The following is a 13,889-nucleotide window of genomic DNA, read 5'->3' as shown; positions in this document are numbered from 1 at the left end:
GATAGACAAATCCGGCTTCCGTCTCACGCTGAGTTGGTCCTCTTCCCCACCTTCGGGGTAGCTTCCAGCGCATCACGTCAGAATCGTGCTCGCGGCAGCCGTCGACAGGCTCGGTCCTCTGCTGCACCGCTGCCTCTCAGGGAGCCAGGGACGGACATGACTGGACGACGCGCGTGGGACAGGCAGGGCGCAATCCAGTCATCCCGCACCGTGAAGGCCTGTCATGCCTCCGACCCGCCGATGCTCGCAGCCTGGCGGGAGCGCCCCCGTCAAGGGTAGCGGAACGCCTTGCCGGGCTTGAACAGGTTCACGCTCCACGCTCCGATGCCCGTGAAGCCGTAGCTCGTGGCCGTGTTCCACTCCGTGGTTGCCCACGGATCGAAGGCGCTGAAATTCGCCCAGCCCAGCGGATCGATCGAGTTGTGGCCGCCCGTGTTGGTGCCGGTATCGTCGTTGTTCGCCTGGAAGTTCACGTGATAACCGAGCTCGGGCGCTGCGGCCGTGTGCGCGTTCGTGTTGCTCAGGCGAAATACGCCGGTGTGCAGGTGGCCGAACCCGCCGGTGCAGCCGCCCGCCCCGACATAGCCGAGGATCTGGCCCGATTTCACCGTCTGCCCGTCGACGACGAGCCGCTTGCGCACGTGCGCGTAATACACGACGAACGATTCGCGGTACGTCGCGCTCGAGCCGACGCTGTATTTCACGTAGAGCTCGCCCTGGTTCGGCGTGCCTCCGCAGCCAAACTGGCTGACGTCGCGCACGCGCGAGCCGTTCGTGATCACGACGCCATTCGCGGGCGCGTACAGCGGGCGGCCCTCGTCGAGCGGGTTATCGTACGCGGGCTCGCGCGGTCCGCCCATCTTGGCGCCGAAGCGGTCGACGAACCCCGTGCCGGTGTCCCCATTGCCGAACTGCGCGAGCGGCACCGCCGTGCGGTTGTGCACAAACGGATTCGCCAGGCGCGGCAGCGGCAGCTCGTGGATGAACATCCTGTCGAACAACGGCAGCGCGCCGGCCGACACCTGGAAGATGCACGCGTTCGTGGTCTTGCCGACCGCGCTGTACACCGCCTGGAGCGGCGCCACGCCCGCCGAGCCCGACGGACCGACCCACCCGTCGTTGCACGCCGCGAACACGTGGTTTGCCGCGTTCGTCGAGTACAGGCCCGCGCGCACGATCTTGCCGTTCGGCTTCTGGTTCAGGAGCGTCGTGCACGGCGTCGAGCCGGTCCAGTTGAAGCCCCACGAGCCATCTGGCCAGTGCACGTTGCAGTAACGGCCGGTGTTCGGCGGGTCCGCAGGTGTAAGCGACGCGAGCGACGGCAGGCTGTCCGCGTTGGTGATGGACGTGTTGGGATTGCGCCTGCACACGCCCGGCGTGATCGACGTGGCGACGCCGCCCGAGCAGTGGACGAGCGACGCGTTCTGGTTCGACTGATCGAGGAAGAAGCTCGGCTGGAAGCGGTCGGCGCAGTAGTCGCCGGCGGAGCGCGTCGAGCAGAAGGTGTTCGCCACGGTCTGCACGCACGCCGGATCCTCGCCGTCCGTGAGCCCGTTCCGATCGTTGTCCACGCCGTCGGAGCAGCTCGTCTCGTCGATGCGGATCCGGTTGATCTGCTTCACGCCGTTCCTGTCCTGGATGCCGAACAGGATGTTCGGCGCCGCGGCCGTCAGCGTCAGGTAGCGCTCCGACCCGGTGTTCATCCCGGTCCACAGGTTCTGGCCGTCGAGCAGCGTCGGGTTGGTGCTGATCGTGCCGTTCGTCTCGAGCGCGAACGCGCGCCGCGACCACGCGAGCGTGTTCCCGATCGCCCAGTCATCGGTCCCCGTGCGCGTCAGGCCGGTTCCCGTCACCTGCGTCGCGCCGATGTTCGCGATCGGCGACCCCCAATCGAGGGGCGCGTTGATCGACCTCGCCGACGCCACATAAACATCCTTGCCCGACGCCACGACCTTCACTCCATAGATCGAGCCGTCGCCGCCCTGGATGCGATCGACCTTCACGCTGGTCAGCGCCTGCGACCATGCGCCGATCACCCCGTTCGCCTGCAGCGGCGCGACCCACAGGTTCTTGCTCGCGTCGAGCGTCGCGATCTGCGCGTGGTCGCACGCGATCTCCTTGCTCTTGCCCGCCGTCGCTTGCTTCTTCCAGCTCTGGCCGCTGTCGTTGCTGAACCACAGCGCGTACGTCGGGCCGGCGTTCTGCTCCACGGCGTAGAGCGCCTTCGGGTCGCACGCGGTCAACCCGACGATCTTCGTCATGTCGATGCCGGTGATGTTCGTGATGTTCTCGAACGAGACCAGCGTGCCGTTCTGAAAGATGTTGCCGAGCAACACGACCGAGCGCTGCGTCGCCTCCGACGTGGTCTCCTCGCCCGCCTCGCCGCTCTCGGCCGCGCAGCCGCTCGCCGCGATCGTCCCCAGGGCGAGAGTCATCAGCAGGCCACCACGGCCTTGTCTTCGCGTCGTCATCGATGTTCTCCTTGACCATTGCGCTCCGGCGACCTCGCGGCCTGCGCGTCGCCAGCGCGCTGCGGTGACGGGCGCCACAGCAACGCGTGTGCCGGAGCAATGGGTCGCGAGAGCAGCGCTCCTTCAACGCTCGTCGCAGGATTGCTCGTTTTTTCGAGGAGATTTCGTTGTTTGCTCAGGGGGCCTGGCGCGGCCGGCACGCATATCTCTTCTACCGGAAGCAAATTGGTATCGTCCAACGCGAATCAGGTAGGGTCAAGCTGTATCCGGCACGGGAGAGGTCGCGAACCTCGCCGAGGATCGAGCCCGCCGTTCGCTCCGATCTGCCGGGCTGTCGTGTCCGGTTCCTACCGCGCAATCCCATGGAAGCGGCGACCGCCGGCAGGTGGAGGCTGCAACCGCCGGCAGGTGGAGGCTGCAACCTCCGGCAGGTGGAGGCTGCAGCCTCCATCACGCACTGCCGTGGAGCTGGATTCGTTGCCGTCCCATGGAAGGGCTCGCTGGCGGCACGGAGCGCTTCTGTGAAATGTCGCTTCAAATCAGCACGGCCCTGTCCACCGCGGCGGACAGGATGCCCGCATTGATGAAGTGACGTGCTCCCGTGCCATCCCTCTTCGACAGATGGCCGCCGGCGTGGTGAATCGCGGCCACCTCCCAGCGGTCGTCGAGCACCGGCGAGCCGCTGGAGCCCGGGAGCGTGTCCGTCGTGTACTGGGCGATCTCCTCCTGGACATCCACGACCTGGTTCTCGCTCAGTGCTCCAGCTCGTTGCCCCCGATCAGATCCCTGAGTTCGTCGAAGAATGTATTATCCATGGGTCTCATCCTTCCTCGAAGGGAAGATCGCGATACCGGCCCGCGAGCCATCGATGCGCGATGGTGACCGCGGCGAGCCATCCGCCGATCACCGCGTAGACGATGCTCATGTGCGACGAAGAATCATCTGCGTTTCTAGATCGATGCGGGTTCCATCCAGAGTTTTATCTCTCTGATCTGGTTAAATGAAAGCTCCATCCAGAGTTTTTCCTCTCTGATCTGGCCAAACAAGGACTATGTCGAGAGAATCATCTCAAAGAACCAGATAATCGCACCCTGAATCCAGAGAATCAGCTCAGAAATCAAGCGAAACGGGCGGGGCGGCGTGCCCGCTCGGTGGCGCGCACGGTCCGCCTCGACTTCCGGTGGCCGGCGTCCCACCACGCGCCTGTCGACGCGCCGCAGCGGCGGTGCTCGAAATCCTCGCGCGCGGCTCTTCGGTCACGGTGAGGCTGGATGGCGCCAGGGAGAGGGCGTACCCGGGCGATTCGGGGCAGGTCGGGGTCGCCATGAACACCGAGCCGGGGCAACGTGTGCTCTCGGCCGATCGACGCACCGCGTCTCGCGCGCTGCGCCGCCTCCGAATGCGCTCCAGCGCCTTCACGACCTCGCCATCCGACGCCCGCGACGCCGCCCGATCCGCGCGCCGCGCACACCTCATCGCGCAGCGAGCCGGCTCCTTCTACTTACGCGCTGCGCCGCGCTCCGGCCGCGGCTCGGCCACGGCCCGCCGCGCGTGCATCCGGCGGGCCAGGTTGGCGGCGCCTCGGCCCGGAGCCAGGGGCTTGCGCAAATTTCGGTGCCAGGCATTGTGCCGGTGCGACGGGCCCTTGGCACCGGGCGAAACCTTCCCGACAATCCCGACCCGTTCAACCCTCGAGAAAACAGTGGAAACGCAAAATTCTACCCTCATCTACACGAAGACGGACGAGGCGCCGGCCTTGGCCACCTATTCGCTCCTCCCGATCGTCGAGGCGTTCACGAAGGCCGCCGGGGTCCGGGTCGAGACGCGCGACATCTCCCTGGCGGGCCGCATCCTCGCCAACTTCCCCGAGCGCCTGACGGACAGCCAGAAGCTAGGCGACCACCTGGCGGAGCTCGGCGAGCTGGCCAAGACGCCGAACGCCAACATCATCAAGCTACCCAACATCAGCGCCTCCATCCCGCAGCTCGTGGCCGCCATCAAGGAGCTGCAGCAGCAGGGCTACGCCGTGCCGGACTATCCCTCCGAGCCGAAGACGGAGGAGGAGAAGGCGATCAAGGCGCGTTACGCCAAGGTGCTCGGCAGCGCCGTGAACCCCGTCCTGCGCGAGGGCAACAGCGATCGTCGCGCCTCGCCCGCCGTCAAGGACTACGCCAAGAAGCACCCGCACTCGATGGGCGCGTGGAGCCGCGACTCGAAGAGCCACGTCGCTCATATGTCGAGCGGCGACTTCTACGGCAGCGAGAAGTCGGTCGTGGTGGACAAGGCGCAGGAGCTGAAGATCGAGCTCGTGGCCGGCGGCAAGACGACCGTGCTCAAGCCGAGCGTCAAGGTCCAGGCGGGCGAGGTCGTCGACGCCAGCGTGATGAGCGCCAGGGCCCTGCGCGCGTTCTACGCCGAGCAGGTGGCGGACGCGAAGAAGCAGGGAGTGCTGTTCTCCCTGCACCTCAAGGCCACGATGATGAAGGTCAGCGACCCGATCCTCTTCGGGCACGCCGTCAGCGTGTTTTACGCCGATGCGCTCGAGAAGCACGCGGCCACGCTGGCCAAGGTCGGCTTCGACCCGAACAACGGCATCGGCGACCTGTACACGAAGATCCAGGGCTTGCCGGCCGACGAGAAGGCGGCGATCGAGGCGGACATCAAGGCCGTCTACGAGCAACGCCCGACGCTGGCCATGGTCGACTCCGACCGCGGCATCACCAACCTGCACGTGCCCTCGGACGTGATCATCGACGCCTCGATGCCGGCGGCCATCCGCTCCAGCGGCAAGATGTACGGCACGGATGGCAAGCTCTACGACGCCAAGTTCACGATCCCCGATCGCTGCTATGCCGGCATCTACCAGGCGACGATCGAGTTCCACAAGCAGCACGGGGCGTTCGACCCGCGCACGATGGGCACCTCGCCGAACGTGGGGCTCATGGCGCAGGCCGCGGAGGAGTACGGCTCACACGACAAGACCTTCAAGATCGCCGAGAGCGGCACGGTGCGTATCGTCGACGCCTCCGGCAACGCCCTGCTGGAGCAGCAGGTCGAGGCCGGCGACGTCTTCCGCGCGTGCCAGACGAAGGACATCGCGATCAAGGACTGGGTCAAGCTGGCCGTCTCCCGCGCGCGCGCCACGGGCGCCCCGGCGGTGTTCTGGCTCGACGAGAACCGCGCTCACGACAAGAACCTGATCGCCAAGGTCAAGGTCTACCTGTCCGAGCACGACACCAAGGGCCTGGAGCTCCCGATCAAGAGCCCTGTGGAAGCGATCGAGTTCACGCTCGGCCGCATGAAGGAGGGCAAGGACACCATCAGCGTCACCGGCAACGTGCTGCGCGACTACCTGACGGACCTGTTCCCGATCCTGGAGCTGGGCACCAGCGCCAAGATGCTCTCCATCGTGCCGCTGCTGGCCGGCGGCGGCCTGTACGAGACCGGCGCCGGCGGCTCGGCGCCGAAGCACGTCCAGCAGCTGCAGAAGGAGAACTACCTGCGCTGGGACTCGCTCGGTGAGTTCCTGGCGCTGCAGGTGTCGATCGAGGACCTCGCCACCAAGACCAACAACGGAAAGGCCAAGGTGCTCGCCAAGGCGCTGGACACGGCGATCGGCCTGTTCCTCGAGAACAACAAGAGCCCGGCGCGCAAGGTCGGCGAGATCGACAACCGCGGCAGCCACTTCTACCTCGCGCTCTACTGGGCGCAGTCGCTCGCCAAGCAGACCGAGGACAAGGAGCTGGCGGCCAAGTTCGGCAAGCTCGCCCAGACCCTGACGGACAACGGGTCCACGATCGACGCCGAGCTGATCGGCGCGCAGGGCAAGCCCGTCGACCTCGGCGGGTACTACCATTTCGACGACAAGAAGACGTTCGCCGCGATGCGGCCCAGCGCCACGCTGAACGCGGCCATCGACGGCTTCTCCTGAACCCTTCACGGCTTCGCGGCGCTCCCCAGCTCGGCCGGGAGCGCCGCGTCGAGCCAGGCCTCGAACGTGCTCGACAGCGCGCAGGTCGCCGCGCCGCCGCAGAGGTCCGCGCGCTTGGCCGTGAGCTCGCCCTCGAGCGCCTCCCGCGTGGCTCCGAGCGCGCGCGCGCAGACGAGGTTCTTCGCCGTCTGAGCGACGTTCACGCCGCTGCCGGCCGTCACGACGATCGCCGCGGGCTTCTTGCCGCACGCGCGGCCGAGCGCCCCGGTCGCGCTGGCGTCGGTCGCTGAAAACGAACCGTCCTGCACCGAGTGAAAGTAGAACTTCGGCCCGGTCACGCGCGGCGGGCAGCTCTTCACGCCGCAGTCCGCGCCGAGCCACGCGACGAAGGGGCCGTAGCTCCCGATGTCCGGCCGCATGTCGTGATCGAGGTGCTCGATGCCGAGGCCGCCGGAGACGCTCGGGGCCTTCGCATAGGCGGACACCGCGCCGTTCGAGAACGTCCAGACAGGGGTCGGCGCCGCCGGCTTCGCGCCCGCGGCAAGCGCGTTGAGCTCGTAGGGGACGATGAGCTCGTCGTTGCCGTCGTCGTCGAAGTCATAGACGCTCAACGCGGAGATCGCGAGTCCGCCGGGCGCGACCTCGATCGTTCCGAGCGGCGCCGCGGAGCGCTTGCCTTCGAGGTCGATCCGCACGACATCGATGTCGAAGGCGAGCGCCCGCGCCGCGCCCTCGCCGGCGCCCGCGAAGCGCGTCAGCGACAGCGCCCAGGAGCCGAGCCCCGCGGGCTGGCAGACCCCGAACTTCGGCAGGCGCGTCGCCTCGGCCGCCGTGACCTTCTCGGGGCCTTCGAGCTTCTGCGCGCCGGAGATGCGCGCTCGGTTCTGATCGAGGAGCTCCTGGCAGGCGCGCCGGTGCGACACAACGGAGCCGGCCCAGTCGAGCCTCGCGCTCGTCCCGTCGATCTGGAGCTCGTAGCGCGTGTCGGTCCACTCCAGCGTGACGCGCTGCTTGGCCTCGGCCCGGAACGGCGCGACGAGCCGGAGCTCGCCGCGCTCGTCGGCGAGGACCTCGTTCGACGGGCCCGCGTCGGGCCCCTCGCCGGCGCCGTCGGCCACCGCCGGCTCGCTCGGCTTCTCGGCCGCGGCCTCCGCGCTCGGATCGTGGATCACCGCGCGAACAGGGTGCCCTCCGGTCCCGTTCTTCTTCCGGCAAAGCAGCTCGAGCCAGCCGTCGAGGCTCTTCGCCTCGCAACCGAGGCCGACGGCCGCCGCGATCGACTCGCTCCGGCCGTCCTTGAAGGACGCCGGCGCACCAGGAGACGCCGGCGCGGTCGGCGGCGGAGCCGGCTCGGTGGGCGCCGCGGTCGCGGGCGCGGGGGCCGACGAGGCCGTCTCCGCCGAGGCCGGCGACGCTGCCTCCGCGGCGGCCGCCGCCGGTGCGCTCGATCCGGCGCTCGGCCCCGAGCTCGCCGCCGGCAGGCCGGCCTCCTCGGATTTCTGACAGCCAACGAGGATCCCCAGCAGAAAGCAAGCGCTCAATGTCTTCATGGTCCGGTCCCTGGATCCAGCAGCCTGCGTACCAGCTCGGAGGCACGGGCGAAATGTCGCGGCCCGTCGCTGCCCGTCGCTGCGCCCGTCCAACGAGCGGCCGCGGCGCGTGTCGGGGCGGCCACGGCGTCGTGTTCCGGGCGCGCCGGGCGGACCGAGCTCGATCCTCGCCGGCCAGATCGGATAGGCTAGCATCCCATTCCATCGCGGCGTCAGGCGCCTGGAGAGAGCAGATGAGCGAGTCCAGCATTCACGGGGGTTGCCTTTGCGGGGCGGTGACATTCGAGGTCGAACCGCCGTTCATGTTGATGGCCCATTGCCATTGCTCGCGGTGCCGCAAAGGCACGGGCACGGGCCACGCCACGAATCTGGCCGTCGATCCCGGCCAGCTCCGATGGCTGTCAGGGGAAGAGGCCATCACACGCTATGAGCTGCCCACGGCGAAGCGCTTCGGGAAGTGGTTTTGCAGTCACTGCGGGTGTCCCGTGCCGCGTCTGAGGCGCGACGGCAACATCGTGGTCGTCCCTGCCGGTTCGCTGGATACAGCGCCGCCCATCTCTCCGACGGATCACATCTTCTGGGGATCGAGAGCGCCGTGGGGGTGCGCCAGCGGAGGGCTTCCAACCCACGACGAGCTTCCAGCGTCGTGGTAGGACGACCGGGCGTGTCGTCCCCTCGAGCGCGGCGCACGGTCAGCGGGTCACGCTGCTGTCCGGCCCGGCGCCCTTGGGGGGCTCGTAAGGCTCGGGGCTCTTTCCGACGGTCCTGAGGTTCACGAGCTTGTTGAGCAGGTCGAACCAGAACGGCGCGCCGAGGGAGGCGGCGACCGCGGTGATGAGGATGCCCGGGGTCAGGAGCCTGTCGAGCACCCCGCGGATCCAGCCGACGATGCCCTGACCGAGGATCGCCGCGATCGCGCTCCAGAGCTTCGGGACGCTCGTGTGCTCGGGGGCCTTCACGCCCCAGGTGATCTCGACGTCGAGCCCGGTGAGCCGGGAGCGAGCGCCGCTTCCTTCGGCGATCGCGGCCATGATGTCCTCGTTCTGGTCGACGCCGCCGGCCTGGGGCGCGGGGCGGGGCGGGGACTTCGCGATCTCCTGCGCCGCCGCGATCAGCCGGGCGCGCACCACCGCGTCGCGCGAGAGGGCGCCCGCGAGGCGGATGCTGTCGACGTTGAACCCGACGCAGAGGACGAGCGCCGTCGCGCTGATGATCAGCTGCGCGCGGCGCTTGTACCGGCCGGCGGCCCGGTCCATGGCGTCATTGAACCAGCGCTCCAGCCGGATGTTGGCCTCGCGCATGTCCTTGACCGTGGAGTCGACGATCGTGGTGAGGGCGCGCCGGAGGTCGCTCTTCGGCGGCATGCTCCGGATGATCTGCTTCAGCTCGTCGAGCGGGTCCTCGTCGCGGCTCGGCGCCGCCGCGATCTCGCCCGGCGCAGGCGCGGCGGCGCTCGCCTGCGCCGGAGGGACGCCGTCGCTCGCCTGCTGCAGGGGCGCGGAAGCGGCGTCGCCCGCCGGCGCAGGCGCGGCGCCGGTCTGCGCAGGTGCGGCGCCGGCCTGCGCGGGCAGCGCCGCGGCGCTGTCGGGCCACGGGACCTGCCGCAGGGTGTCGATGAGCGCGGCCACGAACGCGTGCGACGGGATGTAGGACGGCCCTACCCAGCCGTACTTGAGATCCTTGATCAGCGGGTGCTCGCGGAGCTTCGCCGCGAGCGGGCTCGGGAGCGGCCCCGGCATCACCCGGGTGCGCACGAGCTCGACAGCGCGCCGCGCCGCGCGCCTCATGACCTGCTCCGGCGGAGAGCTCTTGGGGGCGGCGGTGTCGGCGGCGCCGGGCGATTGCTTCACGTGCGCGTCGAGCTCGCTGTCGGCCAGCATGATCTCGATGCTTTGCGCCAGGTTGAGCGCGCGCAGCCGGAGCACGCCAGCGAGCGCCTCGTGGATGGCCGAGCAGAGGACGCTGAGCAGGAAGAAGACGCTGACGAGGCCGATCGCGATGTCGAGGGTCGTTCCCATGGGCATCCGGAAGGGCAGGGCGCGCGGCGGCGCGAGGCGCAGGCCGGCGCGCGCCGCGCGCTCCCCCGGCCAGCAGGGACAGGGAGGAAGAGGCGGCCCTGCGAGCGCCCGCTCCCCGCCGCGGCCCGACCAGCATCTCCCCTCCGCGGCCCGATAAGCATACGCCACCCGGCGCCGCGGAGCGAGCGCGAGCGCGCTCGATCCATCGCGTCATCCCGTGCTCGATACCGCGGGATCTTGATCTACCATCACGCCCCCGTGACGAGCTCCACGCTACCCCCCGAGTCGCGGCGCAGCAGCGCGCCGCAGCAGCGCGCCTCCTGGGTCCAGGAGAAGGCCGACCTCGACCGGCCGACGCTGCGGCCCAGGCGCGACAGGCTCGGGCACGAGCCGCCGCCGGCGTCGCCGCCCGGGACGCTCGTCATCGAGGACACGCGGCGGCCGAAGATCTTCGTCATCGACTACGACGCCGAGGTCGTGTCCGAGAAGGAGATCCAGAGCGTCGACGGGTGCATCCCCTACCTCACGGACGACCGGCCCTCCATCACGTGGGTCGATGTCCGGGGGCTCGGGCACAAGGCGACGTTCGAGCGGCTGGGCGAGATCTTCCATGTCCACCCGCTCGCGCTGGAGGACATGGTCAACGTGCCCCAGCGGCCGAAGGCGGACGTCTACGGCGGCGAGCACGTCCTCATCATCGCGCGGATGGCGCAGGTCGACGAGCGCTGCGTGCTGCGCACCGAGCAGCTGGCCATCCTGGTCGGCAAGAGCTTCGTCCTGACGGTGCAGGAAGAGGCCGACTGGGACGTCATGGAGGCCGTGCGGGAGCGAATCCGCACCGGCCGGGGCTCGATCCGGGAGCGGGGCGCCGATTACCTGGCGTACGCGCTGCTCGACGCGGTGGTCGACGGCTTCTTCCCGGTGCTCGAGCGGCTCGGCGAGCACATCGAGGACCTGGAGGTCGAGGTGATCGACGCGAAGCGCCGGATGTCGAAGCCGATCCACGATCTGAAGCGGGATCTGCTCACGCTCCGGCGCGCCATCTGGCCGCAGCGCGATCTCGTCAACGCGCTGCTCCGCGAGGACAACCCGCTCATCTCCAAGGACACGCGGCTCTACCTGCGCGACACGTACGATCACGCGGTGCAGCTGATGGACATGGTCGAGACCTACCGCGAGCTGAGCTCGGGCCTCATGGATCTCCACCTCTCCGGGATGTCGAACCGGATGAACGAGATCATGAAGGTGCTCACGATCATCTCGACGATCTTCCTCCCGGTCACCGCCATTGCGGGCATCTACGGGATGAACTTCCACCACGAGAGCTCGCCGTACAACATGCCGGAGCTCGACTGGTATTACGGCTATCCGTTCGTATGGTGCCTGATGCTGGCGAGCGTCGTCGGGCTGCTCACGTACTATCGCCGCAAGGGCTGGATCAGGAAGGACGACGACGGCGCCTGAGCGGCGGCGAGCGCGGCGCGTCAGCGCTCCTTCGCGGGCGCGTAGAACGCGAGGTTCCCGAGCAGGCGCGGATCGCCGGGGCGGCGCGCGAGGGCCTTGCGCAGCGCCGCCTCGCCGGCGGCGAGCTCGCCGACGTGGAACGCGCTGGTGGCGACGAGGTCGAGCAGCTTGTGCTCGTAGACCTCGGCGTCCACGAAGAGGGTGGCCTGGGCGGGGAAGGGGAGGGCGGCGCCGCGGGAGGCGAAGAGGTAGGTGAGCGGCCAGCACCGCTGTCCGTACCAGTGCCAGGCGACGGCGAAGAGCGGCTCGGCGCGGTGCGGGCTGTGGGCGTGGGCGTCGAGGTAGCGCTGCTGCACCTCGGGCCAGGGGCGCCCGAGCGCGGCGGCGGTGCGCGCCATGCGGAACAGCGATTCGTAGACTTCCTCGTGCCAGCCGCCGAGCGCGGCGCGCCGCTCGTAGGCCTCGAACGCCTCCGCGTGCCGGCCGAGGCACTCCAGCGTCTGCGCGAGGTAGAAGGCGGCGCGGCCGTCGCGGGGGGATCGGGCCAGCGCGGCGGAGAGCAGCTCCAGGTCGCGCTGCCACCTCCGGGTCTGGGCGGCGGCGTCGCGGCGAGAGAGGTCGTGGACGATGTGGGCGTCGGGGACGCGGATCGAGGGGGGCGGCTCGCCCTCCTTGGAGAGCACCTCGTGGGTGGCGCCGACGTAGCGCCACCCGGCCGAGGCGCGGGCGAGCCGGGCGGAGTCGTAGACGGAATCGCCGTAGCGAACGCGGACGTGGTAGGCGCCGTGCCCCGGGCCCGACGCGTCGCGGCGCTCCTCGCAGAAGCGACGGAGCGCGCCGCCGGCGACGAGGCGCTCGTCGCCGCTCAGCATGAGGGTGAACACGGCCGCGTCGCCCGCGAGGTCGAGGGCGCGGCTGCGCGTCGCGCCGAAGTCGACGAAGGGCTCCTCGACGAGATCGCCGGGGACGCCCGCCATGGCGGAGCGCGCGAGGGCCTGTGTGCCGTCGGTGGAGCCGGTGTCGAGGAGGGTGAACCGGTCGACGTGGGGCCTGGCCGAGGCGAGGGTCTCGCGGATGGAGGAGGCCTCGTCCTTGACGATCATGACGAGCGCGAGGAGGGAGGGCGTCACGGGAGCAGTATGCTGCCGGACACCGGTGCACCGGGGTAATCAAAAAGTGAAGAAGAGGCGGCGCGCGCATGCGTGCGCCACCTCGCGCGCGCCGGAGAGCGCGAGAGGTGACGCGCGGCGGCAGAGGTGTGGCGCTCTTTGCGAATTGGTCGCGGCCCTTTCGTTCTGTATACTCTGCTTGTCGTCTCAATGAGCATGCGCGGACGCTGGAGTGCTCTCCTTTTCATCGGCTTCATCGGCGCTGCGGCGGTCCTCGCGCTCGCCGGGAGCGCGGAGCGCGCCTCGCCCGCTTCGGGCTCTGCTCCCGGAGGGCACGGATCGCCGGGCCGCCCGCGCTTCGAGAGGGCGCTCGACGTGGAGGTGTTCCAGCGGGGGAACATCCACACCCACACGTCCCTGAGCGACGGGGACAGCGAGCCGCGCGACGTCGTCCGCTGGTACCGCGAGAACGGGTATTCCTTCGTGGCGCTGACAGACCACAACCAGCGCGTCGATCCTGCGGTGTTCCAGGACCCGTCGTCGGCGTCGAATTTCGCCGTGATCCCCGGCGAAGAGGTCACGATGTGGGCCGAGGGGAAGGCCGTGCACGTGAACGCGCTCTGCACGCGGGCGACGATCGGCGGGGGCGCCTTCCTGACCAAGGGGGAGGCGCTGAAGTGGGCGATCGGGCGTGTGCGGGCGGAGGGGGGCGTGGCGCTCATCAACCATCCGAATTTCGACTGGTCGTTATCCGCCGGTGACCTCCTGGCGGCGCCTGCGGCGGAGCTCCTGGAGATCCACAGCGGGCACCCGTACGTGTACACGGACGGCGACGCGACGCGCCCGTCGCACGAGGCGTTATGGGATGCGGTGCTGACGGTGCGCGGCGCCGCGGGAGGGGGGATCGTCGGCGTCGCGGTGGACGATCTGCACCAGCTCACGGCCGGGTCGGGCGCGCCGCCCGCGGGGCCCGGCCGCGGGTTCATCGAGGTGTTCTCGCGGGAGGCGTCGCGCGCCGCGATCTGCAGCGCGCTCGCCGGGGGACGGCTCTACGCGTCGTCCGGGGCGAGGCTGCGGAGGATCGCGCTCGCCGGGGACGCGTTCTCGGTCTGGCCGACGGCGGCGGGCGCGGTCGTCGAGTTCGTCGGGCGCGGCGGGCGCGTGCTGGAGCGGCAGCAGCCCACGGCGGGGCGGGCGACCTACCGGCTCCGCGGCGGGGAGCGGTACGTGCGGGCGCGGATCACGCGGCCGGACGGGAAGCGGGCGTGGACGCCGGCGTACGCGACCGTGGAGCCGTGAGCGCCGCGGGCGCAGTGGACGCCGTGGACGCCAGATTGCCCTCCGCA

General features: G+C 69.6%; 9 protein-coding genes. 4 read left to right on the top strand and 5 right to left on the bottom strand.

The features are described 5' to 3' along the window. Window positions 1-269: 269 nt before the first annotated feature. The gene (locus tag WMF44_RS36160) at window positions 270-2,471 is read right to left on the bottom strand and encodes a peptidoglycan DD-metalloendopeptidase family protein (RefSeq protein ID WP_437294594.1); all 2,202 of its coding nucleotides are present in this window, start codon (window positions 2,469-2,471) and stop codon (window positions 270-272) included. Window positions 2,472-3,005: 534 nt separating this feature from the next. After that, on the bottom strand, window positions 3,006-3,275 hold the full coding sequence (locus WMF44_RS36155; RefSeq protein WP_437301656.1) for a trypsin-like serine peptidase: 270 nt from the start codon (window positions 3,273-3,275) through the stop codon (window positions 3,006-3,008). Window positions 3,276-4,173: 898 nt separating this feature from the next. Between WMF44_RS36155 and WMF44_RS36150 the strand changes: the two genes are divergently transcribed. Further along, window positions 4,174-6,402: an NADP-dependent isocitrate dehydrogenase gene (locus WMF44_RS36150; RefSeq protein WP_437294593.1), complete on the top strand. Its 2,229-nt coding sequence runs from the start codon at window positions 4,174-4,176 to the stop codon at window positions 6,400-6,402. A 5-nt stretch (window positions 6,403-6,407) separates the two neighbouring features. Here WMF44_RS36150 and WMF44_RS36145 read toward each other — a convergent pair whose 3' ends face one another. Then, the gene (locus WMF44_RS36145) at window positions 6,408-7,952 is read right to left on the bottom strand and encodes a hypothetical protein (protein WP_437294592.1); all 1,545 of its coding nucleotides are present in this window, start codon (window positions 7,950-7,952) and stop codon (window positions 6,408-6,410) included. Between WMF44_RS36145 and WMF44_RS36140 the strand changes: the two genes are divergently transcribed. Continuing rightward, complete coding sequence (locus WMF44_RS36140) at window positions 7,943-8,605, top strand: GFA family protein (RefSeq protein WP_437294591.1); 663 nt, start codon at window positions 7,943-7,945, stop codon at window positions 8,603-8,605. The two genes, WMF44_RS36145 and WMF44_RS36140, sit on opposite strands and share 10 nt — an antisense overlap. A gap of 39 nt (window positions 8,606-8,644) precedes the next feature. On the opposite strand, the gene WMF44_RS36135 is transcribed toward WMF44_RS36140, so the two are convergent. Beyond that, complete coding sequence (locus tag WMF44_RS36135; RefSeq protein WP_437294590.1) at window positions 8,645-9,970, bottom strand: hypothetical protein; 1,326 nt, start codon at window positions 9,968-9,970, stop codon at window positions 8,645-8,647. Window positions 9,971-10,228: 258 nt separating this feature from the next. Between WMF44_RS36135 and corA the strand changes: the two genes are divergently transcribed. Continuing rightward, complete coding sequence (gene corA / locus WMF44_RS36130) at window positions 10,229-11,434, top strand: magnesium/cobalt transporter CorA (RefSeq protein ID WP_437294589.1); 1,206 nt, start codon at window positions 10,229-10,231, stop codon at window positions 11,432-11,434. Window positions 11,435-11,454: 20 nt separating this feature from the next. On the opposite strand, the gene WMF44_RS36125 is transcribed toward corA, so the two are convergent. Beyond that, window positions 11,455-12,564, bottom strand: a complete 1,110-nt coding sequence (locus WMF44_RS36125) for a hypothetical protein (RefSeq protein ID WP_437294588.1) — start codon at window positions 12,562-12,564, stop codon at window positions 11,455-11,457. 195 nt (window positions 12,565-12,759) lie between these two features. Here WMF44_RS36125 and WMF44_RS36120 point away from each other — a divergent pair, with 195 nt between their 5' ends. Further along, window positions 12,760-13,842: a PHP domain-containing protein gene (locus tag WMF44_RS36120; RefSeq protein ID WP_437294587.1), complete on the top strand. Its 1,083-nt coding sequence runs from the start codon at window positions 12,760-12,762 to the stop codon at window positions 13,840-13,842. Window positions 13,843-13,889: the final 47 nt, after the last annotated feature.

The sequence above is a fragment of the Sorangium sp. So ce426 genome, from assembly GCF_051475585.1.
GTDB classification, from domain to species: Bacteria; Myxococcota_A; Polyangia; order Polyangiales; family Polyangiaceae; genus Sorangium; species Sorangium cellulosum_B.
This window is presented reverse-complemented; position numbering and strand designations above follow the sequence as displayed.